The sequence below is a fragment of the Methylobacterium sp. Leaf93 genome (genome assembly GCF_001422345.1).
In the GTDB taxonomy this organism is placed as follows: Bacteria; Pseudomonadota; Alphaproteobacteria; order Rhizobiales; family Beijerinckiaceae; genus Methylobacterium; species Methylobacterium bullatum.
On record NZ_LMMS01000001.1, the window covers coordinates 56937 to 79340 of the forward strand.

Consider the following 22404-nt stretch of genomic DNA (forward strand, 5'->3'; position numbering starts at 1 on the left):
TCGGTCCGAAAGACATGGCGATCACTCCGCTGCCATCCGCACAGGGTCGCTGTGCGGGTTGGCGCTGTAGCGGTCGATGCGCTTTTCGATCTCGGGACGGAAGTGGCGGATGAGGCCCTGGATCGGCCAAGCCGCCGCATCGCCGAGCGCGCAGATCGTGTGGCCCTCGATCTGCTTCGTCACGTCCAGCAGCATGTCGATCTCGCGGCGCTGGGCGCGGCCCTCGGCCATGCGCAGCATCACGCGCCACATCCAGCCGGTGCCCTCGCGGCAGGGCGTGCACTGGCCGCAGCTCTCGTGCTTGTAGAAATAGGCGATGCGGGCGATCGCCGAGACGATGTCGGTGGAGCGGTCGAGGACGATCACCGCCGCCGTGCCGAGGCCGGACCCGAGGCCGCGCAGGGTGTCGAAATCCATCTTGGCATCGATGATCTGCTCGGCCGGCACCAAGGGCACCGAGGAACCGCCGGGGATGGAGCACAGCAGGTTATCCCAGCCGCCGCGCATACCGCCGCAATGCTTGTCGATGAGCTCACGGAAGGTGATGCCGAGTTCTTCCTCGACGTTGCAGGGCTTGTTGACGTGTCCCGACACGCAGAACAGCTTGGTGCCGGTGTTGTTCTTGCCACCCAACCCGGCGAACCACGCGCCGCCCCGGCGCAGGATGGTGCCCGCCACCGCGATGGACTCGACGTTGTTCACCGTGGTGGGACAGCCGTAGAGGCCCATATTGGCAGGGAATGGCGGCTTCAGGCGCGGCATGCCCTTCTTGCCTTCGAGGCTCTCCAGAAGAGCGGTCTCTTCGCCGCAGATATAAGCGCCGGCGCCGTGATGGACGTAGATGTCGAACGGGTAGCCGTGGACGTTGTCCTTACCGACGAGGCGGGCCGCATAGGCCTCGTCCACCGCCTTCTGCAGGGCGTGCTTCTCGGCGACGTACTCGCCGCGAATGTAGATGTAGCAGGCATGGGCCGCCATCGAGAACGAGGCCAGCATGCAGCCCTCGATCAGGAGATGCGGATCGTGCCGCATGATCTCCCGGTCCTTGCAGGTGCCCGGCTCCGATTCGTCGGCATTGACCACGAGATAGTGCGGACGCCCATCGGACTTCTTGGGCATGAACGACCATTTCAGGCCGGTGGGGAAGCCGGCACCGCCACGTCCGCGCAGGCCGGACGCTTTCATCTCGTCGATGATCCAGTCGCGGCCCATTTCCAGAAGGAACTTGGTGCCGTCCCAGGCGCCGCGCTTCTTGGCTTCGTCCAAGCCCGGCGAATGCAGGCCGTACAGATTGGTGAAGATGCGATCCTGATCGGAGAGCATGTCAGTTCCCCTCCGTCTTCGAAGCGCCCGGCTTGGGGGGCGACTTCAGCGGCTTGGCGGCCTTGGGCCACGTCGCGTCGTCCGGCCCCAGATCGTCGCTGGCACCGGAGGCGAGGGGTTGCGGCGGCGGCTCGTCTCGCGGGAGGTCCGATTGCGTTCCCGCCTCGGCACCAGCGGCTTCGGCGCGCGCCACAGTGCCCCCGGCATCCGCCACGGGATGACCCGGCTGAGCCTTGGAATCCTTGGAATCCGCGGCATCCGACGTGTCGCCGGCCTTGACCGGCTCTTCGCCTCCGGCCGAGCGCTGGGCGGGGCCGTCCGAGGCCGACGAGGCGGCGGCACGCCCGGCATCGGGCTTGGCCGGCTTTGGATCGGTCGCGGCGCGCTGCTCGGAGGACGCCGCTTCGGACTTACCCTCGGACGTGGTGTCGTCGGCCGCATGCTCCTCGAAGCGCTTGCGCCAGGCGCCGACGCGTGAGCCGTCGAACAGGGTCGCGTCGGTGAGGGTGTCGGCGCCGCCCTTCGGCTCGGACGAGGTGCGTCCCACCTGCGAGCCGATTTTCACCGGGCGGCCGGCGGCCAGATCGTCCATCAACGTGCCGAGGAGATCCGGGGTCAGGTCCTCGTAGTAATCCTGGTTGATCTGTGCCATCGGCGCATTGCAGCAGGCGCCGAGGCATTCGACTTCGAGCCAGGAGAAGTTGCCGTCGGCGCTCACATGGCCGGGCGCACCGAGGCGCTCCTGAAGGTAGTCCTTCAGCTCGCGCGCACCGCACGAATCGCACGGCACCGTACCGCAGAGCTGGATCCAGAATCGGCCCACCGGCTCCAGGGCGAACATCGTGTAGAAGGTCGCCACTTCGAGCACGCGGATATGCGGCATGCCGAGTTCGGCGGCCACCGCCTCGATGGCCGCGCGCGGCAGCCAGCCGCCATTCTGCTCCTGCGCCTTCCACAGAAGCGGGATCACGGCGGAAGCCTGACGCCCTTCCGGATATTTCTCGATCTGCCCTTTGGCCCATTCCGCGTTCTCGGACGAGAAGGCGAAGGAGGCCGGTTGCTCGGAAGCGGGGGCTAACCTGCGGTTCGCCATAGTCAGTCTTTCACCGAATTCAGATGGGCTGCCATTTCCTGGCACGGCCGCTCGTGAGTTGAGCCGTCATAAGAAACGAACGCTGTACAAATCGAATGAACGTTTTTGAATTTCAGAAGCTTAAATTCGAATGTCATGTCTACGCCGAGTGGCTCGACGCCTGACGAGACAATGCGCCACCCCTTTTTCAAGAGCTGGGACTCACATGGAGCTTGCTCACCTGAGCAAAGAGCCCGCGCAGCGAGCGTGCGATGTTCGGGAGACTCACGTTTTGCGTCGCGAGTTGGCGCCGTGCGGTCCCATTCTCTAATCTCATCCAGCACACCTTGCGACAACGCAGGGCCATGCGCGCCGAAGAGTGTGAGTACAACGACGCCGAGACTGAGACCGAAGCGAGACATCATCGGTCCACCTCGCCGAACACGATGTCGAGCGTGCCGAGCACGCAGGACACGTCGGCCAGCATGTGGCCGCGGCACATCCAGTCCATGGCCTGGAGATGAGCGAAACCCGGAGCGCGGATCTTGCAGCGGTAGGGCTTGTTGGTGCCGTCGGCGACGAGATAGACGCCGAACTCGCCCTTGGGCGCCTCGACCGCCGCGTAGACCTCGCCGGCCGGGACGTGGAAGCCTTCGGTGTAGAGCTTGAAGTGATGAATCAGCGCTTCCATCGAGCGCTTCATCTCGCGGCGCGGCGGCGGCGCGAATTTGCCGTCGGTGGCCGCGATCGGCCCCTGCCCGGCGGGCTCGCGCAGCTTCACGCAGCATTGCCGCATGATCTTGGCCGATTCGCGCATCTCTTCCATGCGGATGACCTGACGATCGTAGGTGTCGCCGTTCCTTCCGACGGGAACGTCGAACTCCATCTCCTCGTAGCACTCGTAGGGCTGCGACTTGCGCAGATCCCACGGGATTCCGGAGCCGCGCACCATTACCCCGGAGAAGCCCCAGGCCATGGCCTCGTCCACGGTGACGATGCCGATGTCGACGTTGCGCTGCTTGAAGATGCGGTTGCCCATGACGAGGTTGTCGAGGTCGTCCACCACCTGCAGGAACGGGTCGATGAAGGCCTCGATGTCGTCGATCAGCGCGGGCGGCAGGTCCTGGTGCACGCCGCCGGGCCGGAAGTAATTGGCGTGGAGACGCGCACCCGAGGCGCGCTCATAGAAGATCATCAGCTTCTCACGCTCCTCGAAGCCCCAGAGCGGAGGCGTCAGCGCGCCCACATCCATGGCCTGCGTGGTGACGTTGAGGAGATGGGAGAGGATGCGGCCGATCTCGCAGAACAGCACGCGGATGAGCTGGGCCCGGCGCGGCACCTGGAGCCCGAGCAGCTTCTCGATGCCGAGACAGAAGGCATGCTCCTGGTTCATCGGCGAGACGTAGTCGAGCCGGTCGAAATACGGTGTCGCCTGCAGGTAGGTCTTGTGCTCGATCAGCTTCTCCGTGCCCCGATGCAGGAGGCCGATATGCGGATCGACCCGCTCGACGATCTCGCCGTCGAGTTCCAGCACGAGGCGCAGCACGCCGTGCGCCGCCGGGTGCTGGGGCCCGAAATTGATCGCGAAGTTGCGGATGTTGTGCTCGGTCATGGCCTCGCTCCGCCGTTCAAGCCGATTTCTTCTCGTCGCCCGGGAGTACGTATTCCGTGCCCTCCCATGGCGAGAGGAAGTCGAAGTTCCGGAATTCCTGCGCCAGCTTCACCGGCTCGTAGACCACGCGGGCTTCGTCCTGGTCGTAGCGGACCTCGACGAAGCCGGTGAGCGGGAAGTCCTTTCGCAGCGGATGCCCCTCGAACCCGTAATCCGTCAGAAGGCGGCGGAGATCGGGATGTCCGGAGAAGAGGACGCCGTAGAGGTCGTAGGTCTCGCGCTCGAACCAGTTGGCGGCCGGGAACACGTCGATGACGGAGGGGACCGGGGTCTGGTCGTCGGTCTGTACCTTCACCCGGATGCGGGCGTTATGGCGCAGGGAGAGCAGGTGATAGACGACGTCGAAGCGCTTTTCGCGGTTCGGGTAATCCGCGCCGCAGATGTCGATGAAGCAGCGGAAGGCGCAAGCGGGGTCGTCGCGCAGATAGGTCAGCGCATAGACGATGTCGCTCGCCTGCACATTCAACGTGAGTTCGCCGAAGGCGATGGTCCGCGAGACGATGGCCGGACCCAGCGCCGACCCGACATGGTCGCTGAGCGCCTGGAGCGAGCCGCCGGCCGGGGCCGCGGTATGGGCGAGGATCGAGATGCCGTTGCTCATGCCGGACCCTCAGCGCTCGATCGTGCCGGTGCGGCGGATCTTCTTCTGCAGGAGGAGCACGCCGTAGAGCAGCGCCTCCGCCGTGGGCGGGCAGCCGGGCACGTAGATGTCCACGGGCACCACCCGATCGCAGCCGCGCACCACCGAATAGGAATAGTGGTAATAGCCGCCGCCATTGGCGCAGGAGCCCATTGAGATGACGTAGCGCGGCTCCGGCATCTGATCGTAGACCTTGCGCAGAGCGGGAGCCATCTTGTTGGTCAGGGTCCCCGCCACGATCATCACGTCGGATTGGCGCGGCGAGCCACGCGGCGCGAAGCCGAAGCGCTCGCAATCATAGCGCGGCATCGACATCTGCATCATCTCGACCGCGCAACAGGCGAGGCCGAATGTCATCCACATCAGCGACCCGGTGCGGGCCCAATTGATGAGGTCGTCCGTCGAGGTGATGAGGAAGCCGCGGTCGGCGAGTTCGCTGTTGATCGACAGGAAGGTCGGATCGTCGGCGCCGATGGGCCGGCCGGTATTCGGATCGATGATCCCCTTCGGCGCTGGTGCGACGGCGGGGATCCGGGTCATGTCGGGACTGAAGGCCATCGGTTTCTCGGGATCCGGCTTCGGGCAATGCGATTGTCAGGTCGACGGGACGGCTAGTCCCATTCGAGGGCGCCCTTGCGCCACTCGTAGACGAACCCGACCGTGAGCACGCCGAGGAAGGCCATCATCGACCACATGCCGAACCAACCGAGTTCGCCGAAGGTGATCGCCCAGGGGAACAGGAACGCGACTTCGAGGTCGAAGATGATGAACAGGATAGCGACGAGGTAGAACCGCACGTCGAACTTCATGCGGGCGTCGTCGAAAGCATTGAAGCCGCACTCGTAAGCAGAAAGCTTCTCCGGGTCCGGGCTGTTATAAGCGACCAGGAACGGTGCGACGAGCAGCGCCACAGCGATGAACAACGACACGCCGATGAAAACGATGAGGGGCAGGTAATCCGCCAGCAGGCTTGTCATGCGACACCTCTCGTGTTCGTGGCGGGCGAAGCGCCTCGCGAGCGCTCGAACGGTATGGAATTGCTCCAATGCCAGACTGCGCAGGCGCGAGGCTTAGACGACCCCCTTGAGCGAAACAAGGGCGTCGTGCGTCGCACAAATCCGGCCATGCTCAGGAAGTATGGGGCGGATCGTATCCGGCAACACGACCGATCCGCGCAGGTCCCCTGAGCGGCCGTCCCGCGGTCGCCGCCAAGGCCCGATCTGGCCGGTTTCGTGCAGGGCCCCGCCCCTGCTCTGTTGCCCCGTGGAGGGGAGATGGAAGCGAGGATTTCGGGGACATCCGGGCGGGGGAGATAGCGAGGAACGGCACTCGTGGAGCACACGGAACCAGAACCTTGGCCGTGAGTTCCGTTCATGTCCCACTCAGGCCGGATGGCGTTAGGTCGTCGCAATATTCGACCTTACAGGAGACGTTTCGTGCGCATTGCCCAGATTGCTCCGCTCTCGGAGGCTGTGCCTCCGAAGTTCTACGGCGGCACCGAGCGCGTCGTATCGTGGATCACGGAGGAACTCGTCCGGCAGGGACACGATGTGACCCTGTTCGCCAGCGGCGACTCGGAGACATCCGCCAAGCTCGCCGCCTGCACGCCCGAGGGCCTTCGCCTCCTTGGATACCGCGATCACACCGCGAGCCATCTGGCGATGCTGCATACCGTCCATAAGCGGGCGCACGAGTTCGACGTACTGCACTTCCACATCGACCTGCTACAGTATCCGATGTTCGAAGATCTCTACCACAAGTGCGTCACGACCATGCACGGCCGTCTCGACGTGCCGGATTTCATGCCGGTCTACCGCACCTTCACGGGTATGCCCCTGGTGTCGATCTCTGACAACCAGCGCGAGCCCATGCCGTCGAACTCGAACTGGCAGGCGACAATCCATCACGGCCTGCCGTCCGAGAACTGCCCGTACTATCCGGAAGCCAAGGGCGGCTACCTTGCCTTCCTCGGCCGCATCTCCCCCGAGAAGCGCCCCGACCGCGCGATTCAGATGGCGATTCAGTCCGGCGTGAAGCTGAAGATCGCCGCCAAGGTGGACAAGGCCGATCAGGATTACTGGGACGAGGTCATCGAGCCGATGATCCACCACCCGCTCGTCGAGTTCATCGGCGAGATCAACGAAGAGCAGAAGAAGGACTTCCTCGGCAACGCCCTGGCCCTGGCTTTCCCGATCGATTGGCCGGAGCCCTTCGGCCTCGTCATGATCGAGGCAATGTCGGCCGGCACGCCGGTGATCGCATTCCGCAACGGCTCCGTGCCGGAGGTCATCGCCGACGGCGTCAGTGGCGTCCTGTGCGACACCATGGACGATGCCATCGCGGCCGTACACAAGGTCAAGGGCATGAGCCGCGCCGGCGTGCGCCGCCACTTCGAGACGCAGTTCACCGCGGAGTGCATGGTGAAGAAGTATGTGGCGGTCTACGAGCAACTGATCGAGAACGAGAAGACCATCATCACGATGCCACGCGCGGGAGCCTTCACCCCGCATTACGGCGATCTGAACGGCTCGGCCCGCCCGTCTCTTTCCGCGGCCGCCATGCCGGCCTGACGATCGTGCCTGCCTGAAGATCCTGCCGGCCCGAAAATCCTTGCAGAAAGGCTGGTGCCATACGGCATCAGCCTTGCTAACCTCTTCCCGAATCGACGGCCCTCATTCGTGAGATCCACCGATACCGGTTATCGAAGGCCGCTGGATCGCCCTTTCGCGATTGGCGGCCTTTTGATTCGCGATAGACGATCAGCGCTTCGGGCCAGAGAGCGAACGTCGCTTCATCGAGCCCGTCGACGCGACCGAGACGATCTGCGACATCGGGCCGGAGAGGCCCGGTTTCGATACCGCGGGTCCGACAGTCCACTTCCCGGAGACGTTCAGGCATGGCGGCGAACACTTCCACGGCGACGACACAGGACGGTCCCGGCAGCACGAAAGGGCTGGGACAGGGTTTCCAGGATGCCGACGAGGTGCTGCCGCAATACCATATCGAGGCACAGACCTCGCTGGTGGAGCGCCCCTTACGATCGCTGAAATATGGCGAGGCCTTCGCCGTCCTCGACAGCTACGGCGATATCGGCGTGCTGCCCGGGCCGGAGGGCCTGTATTTCCAGGATACGCGCTACCTGTCGCGCCTCGGCTTCACCATCGAGGACCAGCGCCCCCTACTGCTCTCCTCGGTGATGCAGGACGACAACGGCGCGCTGAGCGTCGACATGACGACGCCGGACATCCGCATCGATGCCCATGACGAGACCACGATCCCGCGCGAGCTGATCGCCATCGAACGCACGAAGTTCCTATTCAAGGGGGCCTGCTACGACCGGATCGGCCTGCGCAACTATGATTCGCGCCATTGGAAGCTCAAGATCGGCGTGACCTTCGACGCCGATTACCGCGACCTGTTCGAGGTGCGCGGCATGGACCGGCCGGTCCGCGGCAAGCGCAGCGTGCAGGTGGCGAACGAATCGGAAGTCCAGTTTCGCTATGTAGGTCTCGACGAGGTGGTGCGCACCACGAGCCTCCACTTCGGTCCGAAGCCGCACCATATCGAGCCGGGCCGCGCCGAGTTCGAGGTCTCGCTTCCTCCGGGCGGCCGGACGTCTCTGTTCATCCGCGTCGTCTTCGAATCGCACCGCGCCTTCACCAGCGCTCCGGCTGCAGAGAAGGTCGGCGAAGACGCCGCCGCCGGCCTGTCGCATGCGGCGGGAAGCAGCGCCGGCGCACGCCATCCCAAGGGCCTCGGCGAGGGCGTGATCTTCGCCCGCGCCTATCGCGACGCGCGCCGGGACCTGCGCCAGCTCACCGCCGGGATCACAACGATCATCTCGTCGAACGATCAATTCAACGAAGCGGCCTGTCGCGCCACCGCCGACCTCTACATGCTGGCGAGCCGCACGCCCGAGGGCATCTACCCCTTCGCCGGCATCCCCTGGTACTCCACCGTGTTCGGCCGCGACGGCATCATCACCGCGATGATGGCGCTCTGGATCGACCCGAACTTTGCCAAGGGCGTCCTGCGCTACCTCGCCTCGACACAGGCAAAGGCCGTGGATCCCGCAGCCGACGCCCAGCCGGGCAAGGTTCTGCACGAGACGCGGCGCGGCGAGATGGCGATGCTCGGCGAGGTGCCGTTCCGCCACTATTACGGCACCATCGACGGCACGCCGCTCTTCGTCATGCTGGCCTATGAGTATTACGCAGTCACCGGCGACATCGAGACGATCAAGCGCATCTGGCCAGCCCTGGAACTCGCCCTCACGTGGATGAACGAGTACGGCGACCGGGACGGCGACGGCTTCGTCGAATATGCCCGCGACACCGACAAGGGCCTGGAGAACCAGGGCTGGAAGGACAGCCACGATTCGATCTTCCATACGGATGGGCAATTGGCCAAGGGTCCGATCGCCCTGTGCGAAGTCCAGGGCTACGTCTATGCCGCCAAGAACGGCATGGCCAAGCTCGCCACCCTGCTTGGCCACGGCGACCTCGCCGCCCGTCTCGGCAAGGAGGCGTTGGCCCTTCGCGAAAACTTCGACAAGGCCTTCTGGTGCGAGGAGATCGGCACCTACGCGCTGGCCCTGGACGGGGCGAAGAAGCAATGCGCCGTGCGCTCGTCCAATGCCGGCCATGCCCTCTTCACCGGCATCGCCCTGCCGGAGCGCGCCGCGAGCGTCGCCGCCAACCTGCTGTCCAAGGACGGGTTCAACGGCTGGGGCGTACGCACGATCGCGCGCGGCGAGGCCCGCTACAACCCGATGTCGTATCATAACGGCTCGATCTGGCCGCACGACAACGCCCTGGTGGCCATGGGCCTCGCGCGCTACGACCTGAAGCCGGAAGCGTCCCGTATCTTCCAGGGCATGTTCGACACCGCCCTGTACCAGGACCAGAAGCGCCTGCCGGAGCTGTTCTGCGGCTTCATGCGCCGCAATCAGCGCGGCCCCGTCTCCTACCCTGTGGCCTGCTCGCCCCAGGCCTGGGCGGCGGCGGCTCCGTTCGCCTTCCTCTCCGCCTGCATCGGTTTGGAGATCCAGCACGACCGCAACCGCATTCGCCTGCGCAACCCCACCCTGCCGGACTTCCTCGAAGGCGTCTCGATCTTCAACCTGAAGCTCGGCGAATCACGGATCGACCTGCGGGTGCAGCGCTACGGCAGCGACGTCACGGTGAACGTGCTGAGGCGGGTGGGCGATGCTCAGGTGTCCGTGGTGAAGTAAATACTGGGAATTGGGGGCGGCTCCCAGGCTGCCCCCTCCCCTCGCGGCAAGCACGAAGCTGCCTCGAATCACACGACATTCGAGACCGGCTGTAGGGCGATAAAAAAAGCCGCCTCCCCAAGGAAGCGGCTTTTAAATGATCTATGTCTCGTGGTGGGACGACAGCGACCTCAGCGCGGCGCCAGGATCATGATCATCTGGCGGCCTTCTAGCATTGGCTCGCTCTCGACCTTGGCGATTTCCTGGGTCTCGTTCTTCACCCGCTCGAGCAGGCGCAGGCCGATATCCTGGTGCGCCATCTCACGGCCACGGAAGCGCAGGGTGACCTTCACCTTGTCGCCCTCCTCGAAGAAGCGGATGACCGCCTTCATCTTGGTGTCGTAATCGTGCTTGTCGATACCGGGGCGGAGCTTGATCTCCTTGACCTCAACCGTCTTCTGCTTCTTGCGGGCCTCGTTCTGCTTCTTCTGTTCGTTGAAGCGGAAGCGGCCGTAATCGAGAAGCTTACAGACGGGAGGGACGGAGTTCGGCGCGATCTCCACGAGATCGAGGCCCGCCTCTTCGGCAAGGGCGAGCGCGTCGAAGAAGGCGACGACACCGCGGTTCTGCCCGGTATCATCGATGAGCTGCACTTCGCGGACGCCACGGATGTCCCGATTGGCGCGCGGCCCGTCCTTCTGCGGGGCCGGCATGGCTCTCATTGGTCTACGAATGGCTTCAATCTCCTAGTGAACGACGAAACGGCAGCCTGCGGACATCGCCCGGAGGGCTAGACCTGCCACCAATCGCTCCGGCAATCCGGTTACGGACACCATGTCCGAACTGCGTCCCGTGTCAACAGGCAGGAGCGGGTTTGGTTCACGAACCGGCTCATACAGTCTCAGCGCGGGCGCCGGGCGAGAAGTTCCGCATAGATGTCGAGGGTGGCGCCCACCATGCCATCGAGAGAGAAATGCGCCTCCACATGGGCGCGCCCCCGGCGGGTCATGGCGTCCCGCGCGCTGGCCCCGAGGGTGAGCGCTTCGAGCAGAGCCTCGGCCAGAGCCGGGGCGTCGCCGGGTGGCACCCGCCAGCCGGTGCGCTGGGCCGCGGGCACTTCCGGCGGGGCGAGCACCGTTTCCGGCACCGCGCCTAGATCCGAGACCACCACCGGAGTTCCGAGAGCCTGAGCTTCCACCGCCGAACGCCCGAAGGCCTCGGGCTCCACGGACGGGACGGCGACCACCGAAGCCGCCCGGAAGGCGGCCGGCATGTCGGTGCAATGGCCGACCCGCAGGACGATGTCGCGAAGCCCGCGCGCCTCGATCAATGTGTCGAGTTCCCGCTCGTAAGCGGAGCGGCCCTGCGGATCGCCGGCCAGGACGAAGACGACATCGGCGATGCCCCGGTCGCGCAGGAATGCGGCCGCCTCGATCAGCACGCGCTGACCCTTCCAGGCGGTGAGCCGGGCCGCGAGCAGGACGACGCGCTGGTGCGGCGCCACCCCCCAGGACCGGCGCAGGGCCTCGACGCGGGCGGGCGCCACGGCGCTGGGCGAGAACTGGGCGAGATCTGTGCCGCGATGGACGACCCGGACACGGTCGCCGGCCTGATCGGCATGAAGCATCCGGATGAGGTCGGCGGTGTAGTGGGAATTGGCGATGACCACATCGCCGCGCGCCATCACCGAATTGTACAATACCTTCACGCTGGTCCGGCCGGAATAACTGCCGTGATAGGTGGTCACATAAGGAATCTTCAGCCGCCGGGCGGCGCCGAGGGCCACCCAGGCCGGAGCGCGCGAGCGGGCATGGACGATCTGGACCCCCTCGCGCCGGCAAAGGCGCGCGAGGCGCCCGACATTCAGCGCCATAGCGAGGGGGTTCTTGGAGGCGGCGGGGAATGGAAGCCAGGTACCGCCCTTGGCCTGCATCTCGCCGACCAGGCGTCCGCCTTCCGTCGCCACGAGCGCCCGTGCGCCCGCGGAGGCGAGGGCCGCGGCCACATCCACCGTGGTACGCTCGGCCCCACCGGCGTCGAGGGCCGGAATGATCTGCAGCACCGTGGCGCCCGCCAGAGGTTGCGCCTCGCTGGGGAATCCGGCCCCGAATCTCTCCTCGCCGCTCATCGGGTACATCCTTCCGGAGACGGCCGGATCGACGGAAGATGGTCTTCGAAGGGGCGACGGGACTCGTCTCGTGTCTCGATCATGGTCTCCAGCATCGGGGACACGCTTTACGGCTCGGTAAACGAAATGCGACTGCATGACAGTCAAATGTCGGTTTTACCAAATAAAAAGGACTACGCATGGACTCTGCGCTCACCCAGGCCCCGACCTTCATCACCGTGGGCAAGGGAGACGCCGCGCGTCGCATCGCGGTGCGTACCCGCGCGGGAGACGGACCCGCTCTGGTCTGGCTCGGGGGCTTCCGCTCCGATATGGGCGCCACCAAGGCGATGGTCCTCGACGCCTATGCGCGGGACCATGGCCGCGCTCTCGTCAGGTTCGACTATACCGGCCACGGCGAGTCGGAAGGAGAGTTCGCCGAATCGACGATCTCGACTTGGCTCGAAGACGCCATGGCTGTCCTCGACGCCACCGTGACGGGGCCGGCCATCCTCGTCGGCTCATCGATGGGAGGCTGGATCTCCTGCCTTGCGGCGCGCGCCCGGACGCTCCGGGGCGATGCCCCCCTGGCCGGCATGGTACTGATCGCTCCCGCCCTCGATTTCACCGAGACCCTGATGTGGGAGCGTTTCCCACCCGAGATCCGCGAGACGATGCAACGGGAAGGGGTGTGGATGCGACCCACCGAATACGGGCCGGAGCCGGTGCCCACCACCATGGCGCTGATCGAGGACGGGCGCCGGCATCTCATCCTCGGCGAGACGATCGATCCGGGCTGCCCGGTGCATATCCTGCAGGGCATGCGGGATCCGGACGTCCCCTACACCCATGCCCTCGCGACGGTGGAACGGCTGCCGGCTCCCGGCACCGTCCTCACCCTCATCGCGGATGGCGACCACCGCCTGTCACGGCCGCAGGATCTCGCACGGATGCTCGCGGCGGTGGCGGAGATCGGCTGAGCCGCGAGGGGGGTCGTCCTTCAGTGCAGGCTCACGGCGTGCAGATCGTTCGCCACCGCGTTGGCGACGATCACGTCCCGCGAATCGGCCAGCAGGATCGGGCTGCCGCTGGCCGAGAGCAGGGCGAAGAGGTCCATGCCCGGGGTCAGGTCCGGCGCCTGCGGAAACAGCCGCTTGACCTCGTCGGAGCGGATCGGCCGGACATAGGCGAGGTGCCCTTCGCCGAGGGCCGCGAGGTCGGCCGCGTTGAATTCGGCGGGGTCGAGATCGGCCGGGGTGATCGGGTTCGGGTTGAAGTCGGTCATGATGCCCTCCTTTCGAGGCAGAGCTTGGTCCAGTGCGGCTCCATTCGCGGGCCGTCACCAGGTGGACAGGTCGCACTCCTAGACGTCGTCGCGGGATGCGATGGCGATCTTCCGGACGATCCGTTCCGGCTCCGGGCGGGTGAGGTCGATGGAGAGAAGTCCGTTCGACAAGTCGGCGCCCACCACCTCCATGCCGTCGGCGAGGAGGAAGGCGCGCTGGAACTGGCGGGCAGCGATGCCGCGATGCAGGAACTGGCGCGATTTGTCGTCGACCTGGCGGCCCCGCACCACGAGCTGGTTTTCTTCCAGCATCACGTCGAGTTGGTCCCGCGTGAAGCCGGCCACCGCGAGGGTGATGCGAAGTCGCTCGGGTTCGTCGTCGGAGCGCTGAACGCGCTCGATGTTGTAAGGCGGGTACCCGTCATTGGCCGCCTTCGACACCCGGTCGAGGGCCTGCTCGATCTCGTCGAAGCCGAGAAGAAACGGATGTCCGAACGGAGAAGGCCGTGTCGTCACGTGATCTTGTCCTTCACGAAGCCCAAGGGTCGATAGAATGAGGCACTTCGAACTGTCGGAGCCCGCCTGCTGCAGCACCCCTCCCGGCAGTCGCCTGCCGGTGATCGCGATATGGAGATGTGGAAAAGCGGCATCAAGGGTTCGGCTCACCGCCGGCTCCTCGCACCGTCCGCCCCCCAACCTCAGAGGCCCGCCCGGAATACCATCGCATCGGGCGGGGAGGATGATTGCGGTTCGAGAGGAGGCGCCAGGAGCCGGGACGATCAGGCAACTTAATTGGGGCATTTAGGAAATCGACGATGCCCGAGGGGAGCGTCGCAGTAACAGTTTGGAACTGCTCTGATTTTCAGCCCAAAGCTTGATCTTACCGGATCAATTCGGATACTCCGCGCCACGTCGAACGATGCGGCGGTGCGCAAGCCGGGCGCCACGGGTCAGGCTGGAGCGACACTGGAACGCGAGCGTCGCGCTCATTGCCCGAGGAACCGCCGAAGACGAGCCCTGCCAGGGGTCTCGGCGCTTCCCGTTTGCCATGGCGTTTCGACGCAGGCGACCAGGGACTGCCGCAACCGAGGAGAACCGGACCGTTATGAAAGAGGCGCACTGCGTGATCGACTTCCCAACTCTTTCTCCCGTCCGGGCCGTCGGCGCCGCCCTGGTGGCCACTGCCCTCACGCTGGGATGGGCCGGCTCCGCCGTCGCGCAGGATGCGAAGCCTCCCGTCCTGAAGCTCGAACTCAACCGGCTCGAGCCGGCGGGCGAGGCCTGCCGTACCTATCTGCTCGTGGACAATAGCCGCGGCACCGCGCTGAAATCCCTCAAGCTCGATCTCTTCGCCTTCGATACGGAAGGCGTCGCGCAGAAGCGCCTCGCCGTCGAACTCGGCCCCGTCCAGGACCGCAAGACCATGGTTCGGCTGTTCGACTTCCCGTCCCTCGCCTGCCCGAAGATCGGCCGCGTCCTCCTCAACGACGTTCTCGCCTGCGAAGGCGGCGAGGCCAGCCGCGAGAGCTGCCTCGACCGGATCGAGACCGAGAGCAAGACGAGCGCGACGTTCACGCGCTAACTCCGCAGACGGGCAGACGGCCCATCCGAACGCCGATCCGGTCGCCCCTCGGCGATCGCCACCCAACGAACCCCGAGGAGCCCGCCATGGATCCGACTTCCGCGCCGGCCGCTGCCGCCCACGACTTTTCTTTCATCGGCCTGTTTCTCCAGGCGGACCCGATCGTCAAAAGCGTCATGATCCTGCTGGTGGTCGCCTCGATCGCCTGTTGGACGGTGGTGTTCGAGAAGCTCGTCCGCTTCGCCGCCGCCAAGCGTCAGGCCAAGGCCTTCGATGCCCTGGTCCGCTCCGGCGGTTCGCTCGAAGCGACGGGATCGGGGATCGATGCGGGCATCGTTCAGGCCGGTCTCGAAGCGTGGCGCGACCAGGATACCACCGAGACCCGCGCCGAGCGCCGCGAGCGCATCGAGCGCGCCATGCGGGCCGCCCTGACCCTGCGGGTCAAGCGCCTTCAGACTGGCCTGCCGCTCCTGGCGACCTCGGGCTCCACCGCCCCCTTCATCGGTTTGTTCGGCACGGTCTGGGGCATCATGAATTCGTTCTCGTCCATCGCCCAGAGCCAGGACACCTCGCTCGCCGTGGTGGCCCCCGGTATCGCCGAAGCGCTTTTCGCCACGGCGATCGGCCTCATCGTCGCGATCCCGGCGGTGATGGCCTACAACAAGCTGACCAACGATCTCGGCCGGGTGCAATCCGCCTTCGTCGCGAGCATCGGCACCCTCGGCAACCGCCTCGCGCGGGACCGTAAGGGCGTGCCGCACGCCGCCGCCGCCGAGTAACACGGCGCCTCTCACGCACTGAAACATTCCATGGCCGGCGCGGACGCGGCGGCCCAGTGACGACATGCGGCGGGCCAGGGAGCCGGCCGCCGAAGCCCCGGAGGGCGAACGATGGGTATGGGTTCGGTCCGCGCCAGCGGCGGCGGCGATGACGAGGACGACCTCGATTCCGCGCCGATGTCTGAGATCAATGTCACTCCGATGGTGGACGTGATGCTGGTGCTGCTGATCATCTTCATGGTCGCGGCGCCGCTGATGACGACGGGCGTGCCCGTGCAACTGCCGAAGACCACGGCCGCCAAGGTCGCTCAGGCGAAGAAGCCGCTTGAAATCTCCATCGACAAGGAAGGCAAGCCGTTCCTGGCCAAGGACGAGCTGACGCCCGAGACGATCATGCCGCGCCTGAAGGCGCTGGCGGCGGAAGACCCGACCCAGGTCATGCTGGTGCGCGGCGACAAGGAGGTGCCCTACGGCAAGATCATGGAAGTGATGGGCCTCGTCGGCCAGGCCGGCTTCACCAAGGTGTCCCTCATCGCGCAATCCCCGGGCGGAGCGCTTCCGGCGGCCCCCGCCGCGAGTGGAGCACCGCGGTAGACCCGATGAGCGCCCTCGTTTCGACACGTGAACCCGGACCAAAAGGTCCCACGGGACTCGCTGCGGCCTTCCTCGTGGCTTTCGTCCTGCACCTGACGGTTCTGGCGGGCATGATGCTGTTCGGCCAGCCGCCCAAGGCCCCCCCCGGCGAGAACACGATCACCATCGATCTGGCACCGCAATCGACGGAAGCCGAAGCCCCGTCCGCCCCCGCCATGACGGAGGCTGTGCCCCCGCCGGCAGAGGAGGCCCCCGTCGAGACGCCCGACGTCGTGGAAGAGGTGCAGCCACCGGAGATGGCTCAGGTAACGCCGCCCGAGACGGCGGAAATCCCGCCCGAAGAGACCCAGCCCGTGGTAACCCCCGACACGGTCACGGAAGTGCCGCCGGAGGAGCAGGTGGTCACCTCCACCGCCGAGGTGGCCGAACCCCTCGTGCCGCCGCCACCCGTCGTGGCCAAGCCGCCCGAGCCGATCAAGCCGCCCAAGCCCGTCGAGGTCGTCAAACCGAAGCCGAAGCTCGATCCGAAGATCGAGGCCAAGCGCCGGGAAGAACTGGAAGCCAAGCGCGAGGCCATTCGCGAAGCTAAACTGAAGGCGGCCAAGGAGGCCAAGCTCAGAGCCGCACGCGAAGCCAGCACGCGCGCCGCCCGAGAGGGCGGGCCCAGCAGCTCGGCCTCGTCGGCGAGGCAGGCCAGCACCGGCTCCGCCGCAGGCGGGAACGATCCGAGCGCCCTGCGCCAATGGCAGGGAGCCCTGGCCTCGGCCATCAACGGCCGCATGAACCGCAACGCGGCGGCCGGGACGGCGGGGGGCACCGCCGTGGTGCGCTTCACCGTCTCACGCTCGGGTCAGGTCCTCAGTGCCGGGCTCGCCAGCAGCAGCGGCATCAGTGTCATCGACGGCGCGGCCCTGGCCGCAGTGCGCGGTTCGCTGCCGGCGGCTCCTCCCGGCGTCTCCGTGAGCAGCCTCGCCGTCACCGTTCCCATGCGCTTCCGGCCCGGCGGCTGAGCCGGTCGGGGTCGTGGCGGTTTGGTTCACCAGCGATACGCATTTCGGCGACAGGCGTGCGCTGAACATCGACCGGCGTCCTTATCCGGACCTTGCGGCCCACGATGCCGGTCTCATCGCCAACTGGAACGAGAGGGTCGTGCCGGAGGACACCATCTGGCATCTCGGCGACGTGGCGGTCGGCCCCTCCGACGCGCGCATCGCCGAGATCGTCGGCGCCCTCAACGGCGTGAAGCACCTGATCGTCGGTAACAATGACGGTCCGGGCACGCTCGCCCTGCGGGACTGGGCCTCGGTAGCCCATTATGCCGAGATCGACGTGGAGGGGCAGCGGCTCGTCCTCTGCCATTACGCATTCCGGACCTGGAACGGCATCGGCCGCGGCGCCCTCAATCTCCACGGCCATTCCCACGGCAAGCTCACGCCGGCCCCACGGCAATACGATGTCGGGGTCGACGTCCATGCCTGTGTACCGGTGCGCCTCGACCAGATTCTGGCCTCTCGCAGGCGCAAGAAACCTGCGGAACCTTCGCCGTGAGTTCGCCGTTTGAACGGCAGACTCGACGATGACGACCGATCACTGGCCTTGAATTTGATCAGGGACCGACCGGACCAAGTCGCCGGGGTCGAAGGACGAACAGCCCACCTTCAACGAGACGCACAATCGGATTTTCCCATGCGCTTCGCTCCTGCAACGCCCATCGCCGCTTTTGGCTTCGTGCTGTGCATGATCGCCCCCACCCTCGCGGCTCCCTCCTGCCTCAAGGGTGAACGGAAGATCCAGGAGGCCGCGGCGCTGCGATACCAGGCTCGTGAGGAAGCACGTCTCGGCAACCGTGACCGGGTCTGCGACACCCTCGACGAAGTTGGTGATCGGTACGAGGACGCGAAGGAAGCGTTCGAGGATTGCGGTGCCGGCATCGTCGCTATCGATCTTCGCAGCGAGACACGGGCTTTGCGGGCCGCCAAATCGGTGAACCGCTGCGACTAAACGTTAGACTGAACGCGGATACTGCGTGCTGGCGACATCCGGCTGACAATTCGAGCCCAAAACGGCATCCGCTTTACTGCGAAATGTCTTTATACGCGCCTGTCCGGTGCGGCGACGCACAGCCGCACCGCCATCCTCACGTCACAGCTTCACGAACGACGGAAAGCTTGTCCGTCGGGAGACTTCCGTCATGAACGCGTCCGCCCAGCACAGCGACCTCACCCTGCTCTCGTCCCACGCCGCACACTCGCCGGCGACCGGCCCGTCTTTCGCGGCGGCGCTGTGCGGATTCCTCTCGACCACCGTGGCGACGACGATGGTGATGTTCCTCCTCAGCAGCCTGTGATCGTCGGCCCCATCACGGGGCCACGAACCAGAAGCGCCGCTTGGAGAACAGCATGTCCGGGTGGCCGATGCTCTGATCGCCTTGAGGTCGGGCCGGGACGAGGCTGCAAGGGGGCTCGATGCGCGGCGGAGCCGCCGGGAGTAGCAGCGCGGAGGAGACGGGATAGAGACCTAGTCTGGCCTGGACCACCGGCTGTCGGACGGCGACGATGGTGACGACCCCGGCGATGAGCCCTCCGGCAATCGTACCGAGCAGAAAATTCATCATGTCTGTGAAAAGTCGTGCCCGCCCGCAGCGCGGGTCTGTCTCAACGCAGCATGACCGTAAAATCTAACTGATACGTTGCACAATGCCGTCCGGCGTCGTTCCCTTGCTGCAGCGCACGCCATCGTGTCGGTCGATCCAGTCGGACAGGCGAGGTCATCCACCTCACTCCACGTCCTCCCCCAGCTTATCGGCATGATTGGGGCGAAATCCGTCCGCTACCAGATTTTAACCTTACCCCGTCAACGTCTGCCTCTAGCGGCCCGAATCAGCTCGGCCGCTTCGGGAGAAGGATCGACCATGTCCTACGGAGCCAGTGCCTATGCACGGGTCGCGCAGACCGCGTTGTCGCCTCGGGAGGCGGAAGCAGCCGTCCTTATCAAGGCGGCGGGCCGGCTCCAAACGATACAGGCAGATTGGCAGAACCAGTCGGGAGCGTTGAACGAGGCCCTGAACTTCAATCAGAAAGTCTGGACGATCATTGCCGGTGCCGCGACGGGTCCCGAGAGCCAGTTGCCGATCGAAATCAAGACGAGCATTGCCGAACTCTCGACCTTCGTCTTCAAGCGGATGATCGACACGATGATCGACCCGAAGGCGGAGAAGCTATCGGCCCTCATCAACATCAATCACCAGATCGCCGCAGGTCTGCGCACCTGACGAGCGAAAGGCTGTCTCTCGAAGGGGGCCGCACGGATCGAAACGCGTCCAGGCCCCACTATGCCGCTTGGTCGATGCGTGCGGGTGACGACGACAAACCGCCGACGGGTTTCCCCGTCGCATGCCGGACGACGCGGACCCTACGGGCAAACGGCGATAAGGCCATAGCTTGCGCCGCGGCCCTCCTCTTCCACTCGCCCTCGATTTGTAATGCCGGCCCGATCCCGTCAGGCGGTCCGATCCACGGGTCGCTGATCTTCCTTCGCCCGCATCGCCGTCGCCTCCGCATAGGCGCGGGCTCTAAGGATCGTCGCCTCGGGCAACTGAACGACGACATCGCCGGAATTCGGGTCCACCACCTGATAGACGAGGCTCTTGGTGTCCTGATCCACCGTGATGCGGCGCTCATCGGGCGTCGGCGTCTCTGTGTTGGACTTCGGCTCCTGGTCGTCGGCGACGGGTGCGTCGTCCAGCCGGACATCGAAGCGCACGGGTGGGTCCAACGGCATGCCGACCGTCGTCGCCGCGCCGGCTTTGCGCACCGGAGCCGGGGCATTCACGGTCGGAGCGACTGGCGCGACGCTGGGCATCGACATCGGAGAGATACTGAGGATCGTCATTGCACGCCCTTTCGAAGGTGGTCGTGGCATGCAACCAAAAACGACGGCGAGGGTAAACCAGTCTTTAAAACCCGCCGATTACCCACCACTGTTCCCGAAGATGAGAAAGGAATTCTCAAGGGGATAGATAGTTTTTTAAGAATCAGGCCGGCGCGCGGTCAGATTTCCACCGCGTCCGGCCTCGCGGTGCCGACGCCCTCGGGATCGAAGGCGACGCTTTTCACCACGGCGTAGACGGCGCGGCCGGGCGCGAGGGCGAGATCGCGCACCGAGGCGCGGGTCAGGCGGGCCGCCAGCAAGGCGCCGTTGCAGTCGATCTCCACCATGGACGCCGCCTCGCCGACGGCGTTGATCGAGACGACGTGCCCTTCGAGCAGGTTGCGCGCGCTCAAACCCAACGGCGGCTGCGTGGCGAGGAGGACGTCACGCGCCGGCACGCGGATGCGCACCGCCGTGCCGGGGCTCCGCGTCAGGCGGGGAACGGAGAGCCGACCGGCACGCCCGCTCAGGCGCGTCAGGCCGGTCTCAGGATCGGTCTCGCCCACGACCATGTCGAGGATGGCGCCGGCCTCGCCCCCCTGCGCGGCAAGGAGGTCCACCCGGCGAAGCACCGTATCGGCCGCGCCGACGGCGGCGACACGGCCAGCCTCGAGCACCACGACGGTGCGCGCCAGGCGCGCCACCTCCGAAACCGCGTGGCTGACATAGACGATGGGCAGGCCAGCCTCGTCGCGCAGGCGCTCGATATAGGGCAGGATCTCGGCCTTGCGGGCCTCGTCCAGGGCGGCGAGGGGCTCGTCCATGAGCAGGAGCCGGGGCCGGCTGAGCAGGGCCCGGCCAATCGCTACCCGTTGCGCCTCGCCACCCGACAGCCCCGCCGGCCGCCGGTCGAGGAGATGACCGATGCCGAGGAGATCGACGACGCCGTCGAAGGCGATCCCGTCGCTGCGGCTCCGCGCGAAGGCCCGGCCGTAGCCCAGGTTCCGGCGCACGCTGAGATGCGGCAACAGCCGCGCCTGCTGGAACACCACTCCGATGCGCCGACGATGGGCCGGAACGGCGATCCCCCGGTCCCTATCGAGAAGCGTCTCGCCCGACACCGCGATGCGGCCCCGGTCGGGCAGCGCCAGCCCGGCGACGAGGTCGATCACCGTGGTCTTGCCCGAGCCCGAACGGCCGAACAGGGCGGTGAGACCGGGACCGGCGGTGAAGGCGACGTCGAGGCTGAAGCTCCCCCGCGTGAGCGACACGTCGATGTCGAGGGTAACGGAGTCCTGAGTCGCGGAGTCGCGGGTGGCGGACATGGGCCTCCTCACCCCGTGCCGAGGCGGCGCGCGAGGCGCCGGGCCAGCAGGTCCGAGACGAGGAGGGCCGCCATCGACAGGGCCACCGAGATCAGGGTGAGGCGCAACGCGGCCCCCTCCCCGCCGGGCACCTGAGTCAGGCTGTAGATCGCGGAGGGCAGCGTCTGGGTCTCGCCAGGGATGTTGGAGACGAAGGTGATGGTGGCGCCGAACTCGCCCATCGCCTTGGCGAAAGCCAGCACCGAACCGGCGAGGATGCCGGGCATGGCGAGCGGCAGGGTGACGGTGAGGAAGACCGCGCTCGGCCTCGCTCCGAGGGTGGCCGCGGCCTGTTCGAGGCGCCGGTCCACCGCCTCGATGGACAGGCGCATGGCCCGAACCATGAGCGGAAACCCCATGATCGCGCAGGCCAGGGCCGCTCCGGTCCAGCGGAACGAGAACACGATCCCGACCTCGGCGAGCGCCGCGCCGAAGATGCCACGCCGCCCGAACGACAGCAGCAGCAGATAGCCCGTCACCACCGGCGGCAGGATCAGGGGCAGATGAACCAGACCGTCGAGGAGCGCGCGGCCGGGGAAACGCCCGCGCGCCAGGAGCATGGCGATGCCGAGACCGGGAACGAGGCTCGCCAGCGTCGCCACGGAGGCGACCTTCAAGCTCAGACCGATGGCGCTCCATTCGTCGGGGGTGAAATTAAACACGAGAGACGGATCAGATTCCGGTCTCGGAGGAGCGCATGCCCGAGCCTCGAAAGCCGCTAGCCTGGATCATGGAGACGCGCATCCCTCTCTCCGCAAGCCGATCCTCGCGAACCGCGCCTGCCGGTCGCCAGCGTCGATAGCACGGATCGCCACCACCCAGGAGGCATGCGCTCAGGCCGCGGGCGGCTCGTCCTCCGGCTTGATCCGGAGCTCGGCGCGATGGAGGCGGCTCAACAGAACCA

Annotated in this window: 26 protein-coding genes; 11 read left to right on the plus strand and 15 right to left on the minus strand. The window is 66.1% G+C overall.

What is annotated here, in order from left to right; genetic code table 11:
- Positions 1 to 21: 21 nt before the first annotated feature.
- Genes nuoF through ASF26_RS00305 form a run of 7 tightly spaced genes read right to left on the minus strand, consistent with a single transcriptional unit; the run spans position 22 to position 5684 of the window.
- Positions 22 to 1323, minus strand: a complete 1302-nt coding sequence (nuoF, locus tag ASF26_RS00280; RefSeq protein WP_056247904.1) for an NADH-quinone oxidoreductase subunit NuoF — start codon at positions 1321 to 1323, stop codon at positions 22 to 24.
- A gap of 1 nt (position 1324) precedes the next feature.
- Positions 1325 to 2416, minus strand: coding sequence for an NADH-quinone oxidoreductase subunit NuoE (gene nuoE, locus ASF26_RS00285; protein ID WP_056247907.1), 1092 nt, complete (start codon positions 2414 to 2416; stop codon positions 1325 to 1327).
- A 2-nt stretch (positions 2417 to 2418) separates the two neighbouring features.
- A complete protein-coding gene (locus ASF26_RS22385) occupies positions 2419 to 2820 on the minus strand; it encodes a hypothetical protein (RefSeq protein WP_156462810.1) in 402 nt (133 codons plus the stop codon).
- Positions 2817 to 4007, minus strand: coding sequence for an NADH-quinone oxidoreductase subunit D (locus ASF26_RS00290; RefSeq protein WP_018042019.1), 1191 nt, complete (start codon positions 4005 to 4007; stop codon positions 2817 to 2819). The genes ASF26_RS22385 and ASF26_RS00290 overlap by 4 nt, the downstream gene beginning before the upstream one ends.
- A 16-nt stretch (positions 4008 to 4023) precedes the next feature.
- Positions 4024 to 4668 (minus strand): NADH-quinone oxidoreductase subunit C, encoded by a 645-nt coding sequence (locus ASF26_RS00295; RefSeq protein WP_056247910.1) that lies wholly within the window; start codon positions 4666 to 4668, stop codon positions 4024 to 4026.
- 9 nt (positions 4669 to 4677) lie between these two features.
- A complete protein-coding gene (locus tag ASF26_RS00300; RefSeq protein ID WP_018042017.1) occupies positions 4678 to 5265 on the minus strand; it encodes an NADH-quinone oxidoreductase subunit B in 588 nt (195 codons plus the stop codon).
- 53 nt (positions 5266 to 5318) lie between these two features.
- The gene (locus tag ASF26_RS00305; RefSeq protein WP_018042016.1) at positions 5319 to 5684 is read right to left on the minus strand and encodes an NADH-quinone oxidoreductase subunit A; all 366 of its coding nucleotides are present in this window, start codon (positions 5682 to 5684) and stop codon (positions 5319 to 5321) included.
- A gap of 459 nt (positions 5685 to 6143) precedes the next feature.
- Between ASF26_RS00305 and ASF26_RS00310 the strand changes: the two genes are divergently transcribed.
- Positions 6144 to 7277 carry a glycosyltransferase family 4 protein gene (locus ASF26_RS00310; RefSeq protein ID WP_056247912.1) on the plus strand — a complete coding sequence of 378 codons (1134 nt, stop codon included), beginning with the start codon at positions 6144 to 6146 and terminating at the stop codon, positions 7275 to 7277.
- Positions 7278 to 7603: 326 nt separating this feature from the next.
- Complete coding sequence (locus ASF26_RS00315) at positions 7604 to 9940, plus strand: amylo-alpha-1,6-glucosidase (protein WP_200925865.1); 2337 nt, start codon at positions 7604 to 7606, stop codon at positions 9938 to 9940.
- Positions 9941 to 10110: 170 nt separating this feature from the next.
- Here the strand turns inward: ASF26_RS00315 and infC are convergent, their stop codons facing one another.
- Together infC and ASF26_RS00325 are read right to left on the minus strand one after the other, a co-directional pair.
- The gene (gene infC / locus ASF26_RS00320; RefSeq protein ID WP_018042013.1) at positions 10111 to 10632 is read right to left on the minus strand and encodes a translation initiation factor IF-3; all 522 of its coding nucleotides are present in this window, start codon (positions 10630 to 10632) and stop codon (positions 10111 to 10113) included.
- Positions 10633 to 10820: 188 nt separating this feature from the next.
- Positions 10821 to 12047 (minus strand): glycosyltransferase family 4 protein, encoded by a 1227-nt coding sequence (locus ASF26_RS00325; RefSeq protein WP_056249658.1) that lies wholly within the window; start codon positions 12045 to 12047, stop codon positions 10821 to 10823.
- A gap of 179 nt (positions 12048 to 12226) precedes the next feature.
- On the opposite strand from ASF26_RS00325, the gene ASF26_RS00330 reads away from it, so the two are divergent.
- On the plus strand, positions 12227 to 13006 hold the full coding sequence (locus ASF26_RS00330) for an alpha/beta hydrolase (RefSeq protein ID WP_056247915.1): 780 nt from the start codon (positions 12227 to 12229) through the stop codon (positions 13004 to 13006).
- Positions 13007 to 13026: 20 nt separating this feature from the next.
- On the opposite strand, the gene ASF26_RS00335 is transcribed toward ASF26_RS00330, so the two are convergent.
- Entirely contained in the window at positions 13027 to 13311 is a 285-nt protein-coding gene (locus ASF26_RS00335) for a DUF1150 domain-containing protein (protein ID WP_056247917.1), read from the minus strand.
- A 78-nt stretch (positions 13312 to 13389) separates the two neighbouring features.
- Positions 13390 to 13827, minus strand: a complete 438-nt coding sequence (locus ASF26_RS00340) for an Hsp20 family protein (protein WP_056147326.1) — start codon at positions 13825 to 13827, stop codon at positions 13390 to 13392.
- A 589-nt stretch (positions 13828 to 14416) separates the two neighbouring features.
- Between ASF26_RS00340 and ASF26_RS00345 the strand changes: the two genes are divergently transcribed.
- From ASF26_RS00345 to ASF26_RS22985, 7 genes are all read left to right on the plus strand, one after another.
- On the plus strand, positions 14417 to 14893 hold the full coding sequence (locus tag ASF26_RS00345) for a Tat pathway signal protein (protein WP_156462811.1): 477 nt from the start codon (positions 14417 to 14419) through the stop codon (positions 14891 to 14893).
- A gap of 86 nt (positions 14894 to 14979) precedes the next feature.
- A complete protein-coding gene (locus ASF26_RS00350) occupies positions 14980 to 15672 on the plus strand; it encodes a MotA/TolQ/ExbB proton channel family protein (protein ID WP_056247920.1) in 693 nt (230 codons plus the stop codon).
- Between the two features lie 111 nt (positions 15673 to 15783).
- Complete coding sequence (gene tolR / locus ASF26_RS00355; RefSeq protein WP_056147332.1) at positions 15784 to 16266, plus strand: protein TolR; 483 nt, start codon at positions 15784 to 15786, stop codon at positions 16264 to 16266.
- Positions 16267 to 16271: 5 nt separating this feature from the next.
- Entirely contained in the window at positions 16272 to 17276 is a 1005-nt protein-coding gene (locus tag ASF26_RS00360) for an energy transducer TonB (protein ID WP_056247925.1), read from the plus strand.
- A 13-nt stretch (positions 17277 to 17289) separates the two neighbouring features.
- On the plus strand, positions 17290 to 17814 hold the full coding sequence (locus tag ASF26_RS00365) for a metallophosphoesterase family protein (protein ID WP_056247927.1): 525 nt from the start codon (positions 17290 to 17292) through the stop codon (positions 17812 to 17814).
- A 189-nt stretch (positions 17815 to 18003) separates the two neighbouring features.
- On the plus strand, positions 18004 to 18267 hold the full coding sequence (locus tag ASF26_RS00370) for a hypothetical protein (RefSeq protein ID WP_227437903.1): 264 nt from the start codon (positions 18004 to 18006) through the stop codon (positions 18265 to 18267).
- 190 nt (positions 18268 to 18457) lie between these two features.
- Entirely contained in the window at positions 18458 to 18613 is a 156-nt protein-coding gene (locus ASF26_RS22985; protein ID WP_197031090.1) for a hypothetical protein, read from the plus strand.
- Positions 18614 to 18625: 12 nt separating this feature from the next.
- On the opposite strand, the gene ASF26_RS00375 is transcribed toward ASF26_RS22985, so the two are convergent.
- Positions 18626 to 18880 carry a hypothetical protein gene (locus ASF26_RS00375; protein ID WP_056247930.1) on the minus strand — a complete coding sequence of 85 codons (255 nt, stop codon included), beginning with the start codon at positions 18878 to 18880 and terminating at the stop codon, positions 18626 to 18628.
- 75 nt (positions 18881 to 18955) lie between these two features.
- Between ASF26_RS00375 and flaF the strand changes: the two genes are divergently transcribed.
- Entirely contained in the window at positions 18956 to 19537 is a 582-nt protein-coding gene (gene flaF, locus ASF26_RS23275; protein WP_244475776.1) for a flagellar biosynthesis regulator FlaF, read from the plus strand.
- Between the two features lie 227 nt (positions 19538 to 19764).
- Here the strand turns inward: flaF and ASF26_RS00385 are convergent, their stop codons facing one another.
- The 3 genes from ASF26_RS00385 to modB all read right to left on the minus strand — a co-directional run bounded on the left by ASF26_RS00385 (position 19765) and on the right by modB (position 22162).
- Positions 19765 to 20157, minus strand: coding sequence for a hypothetical protein (locus ASF26_RS00385; RefSeq protein WP_056247937.1), 393 nt, complete (start codon positions 20155 to 20157; stop codon positions 19765 to 19767).
- Between the two features lie 158 nt (positions 20158 to 20315).
- Entirely contained in the window at positions 20316 to 21461 is a 1146-nt protein-coding gene (gene modC, locus ASF26_RS00390) for a molybdenum ABC transporter ATP-binding protein (protein WP_056247940.1), read from the minus strand.
- Positions 21462 to 21469: 8 nt separating this feature from the next.
- On the minus strand, positions 21470 to 22162 hold the full coding sequence (modB, locus tag ASF26_RS00395) for a molybdate ABC transporter permease subunit (protein ID WP_056247943.1): 693 nt from the start codon (positions 22160 to 22162) through the stop codon (positions 21470 to 21472).
- Between the last annotated feature and the right edge of the window lie 242 nt (positions 22163 to 22404).

Excerpts from the sequence above, each read along its gene's own strand:
- modC (WP_056247940.1), bottom strand. The coding sequence starts at position 21,461 with ATGTCCGCCACCCGCGACTCCGCGACTCAGGACTCCGTTACCCTCGAC.
- ASF26_RS00345 (WP_156462811.1), top strand. The coding sequence starts at position 14,417 with ATGAAAGAGGCGCACTGCGTGATCGACTTCCCAACTCTTTCTCCCGTC.
- ASF26_RS00295 (WP_056247910.1), bottom strand. The coding sequence starts at position 4,668 with ATGAGCAACGGCATCTCGATCCTCGCCCATACCGCGGCCCCGGCCGGC.
- ASF26_RS00300 (WP_018042017.1), bottom strand. The coding sequence starts at position 5,265 with ATGGCCTTCAGTCCCGACATGACCCGGATCCCCGCCGTCGCACCAGCG.
- ASF26_RS00350 (WP_056247920.1), top strand. The coding sequence starts at position 14,980 with ATGGATCCGACTTCCGCGCCGGCCGCTGCCGCCCACGACTTTTCTTTC.
- nuoE (WP_056247907.1), bottom strand. The coding sequence starts at position 2,416 with ATGGCGAACCGCAGGTTAGCCCCCGCTTCCGAGCAACCGGCCTCCTTC.
- ASF26_RS22985 (WP_197031090.1), top strand. The coding sequence starts at position 18,458 with ATGAACGCGTCCGCCCAGCACAGCGACCTCACCCTGCTCTCGTCCCAC.
- ASF26_RS00325 (WP_056249658.1), bottom strand. The coding sequence starts at position 12,047 with ATGAGCGGCGAGGAGAGATTCGGGGCCGGATTCCCCAGCGAGGCGCAA.
- ASF26_RS22385 (WP_156462810.1), bottom strand. The coding sequence starts at position 2,820 with ATGATGTCTCGCTTCGGTCTCAGTCTCGGCGTCGTTGTACTCACACTC.
- ASF26_RS00315 (WP_200925865.1), top strand. The coding sequence starts at position 7,604 with ATGGCGGCGAACACTTCCACGGCGACGACACAGGACGGTCCCGGCAGC.
- nuoF (WP_056247904.1), bottom strand. The coding sequence starts at position 1,323 with ATGCTCTCCGATCAGGATCGCATCTTCACCAATCTGTACGGCCTGCAT.
- ASF26_RS00330 (WP_056247915.1), top strand. The coding sequence starts at position 12,227 with ATGGACTCTGCGCTCACCCAGGCCCCGACCTTCATCACCGTGGGCAAG.
- ASF26_RS00335 (WP_056247917.1), bottom strand. The coding sequence starts at position 13,311 with ATGACCGACTTCAACCCGAACCCGATCACCCCGGCCGATCTCGACCCC.
- ASF26_RS00375 (WP_056247930.1), bottom strand. The coding sequence starts at position 18,880 with ATGATGAATTTTCTGCTCGGTACGATTGCCGGAGGGCTCATCGCCGGG.
- tolR (WP_056147332.1), top strand. The coding sequence starts at position 15,784 with ATGGGTATGGGTTCGGTCCGCGCCAGCGGCGGCGGCGATGACGAGGAC.
- ASF26_RS00290 (WP_018042019.1), bottom strand. The coding sequence starts at position 4,007 with ATGACCGAGCACAACATCCGCAACTTCGCGATCAATTTCGGGCCCCAG.
- ASF26_RS00360 (WP_056247925.1), top strand. The coding sequence starts at position 16,272 with ATGAGCGCCCTCGTTTCGACACGTGAACCCGGACCAAAAGGTCCCACG.
- ASF26_RS00385 (WP_056247937.1), bottom strand. The coding sequence starts at position 20,157 with ATGACGATCCTCAGTATCTCTCCGATGTCGATGCCCAGCGTCGCGCCA.
- ASF26_RS00370 (WP_227437903.1), top strand. The coding sequence starts at position 18,004 with ATGATCGCCCCCACCCTCGCGGCTCCCTCCTGCCTCAAGGGTGAACGG.
- infC (WP_018042013.1), bottom strand. The coding sequence starts at position 10,632 with ATGCCGGCCCCGCAGAAGGACGGGCCGCGCGCCAATCGGGACATCCGT.
- ASF26_RS00305 (WP_018042016.1), bottom strand. The coding sequence starts at position 5,684 with ATGACAAGCCTGCTGGCGGATTACCTGCCCCTCATCGTTTTCATCGGC.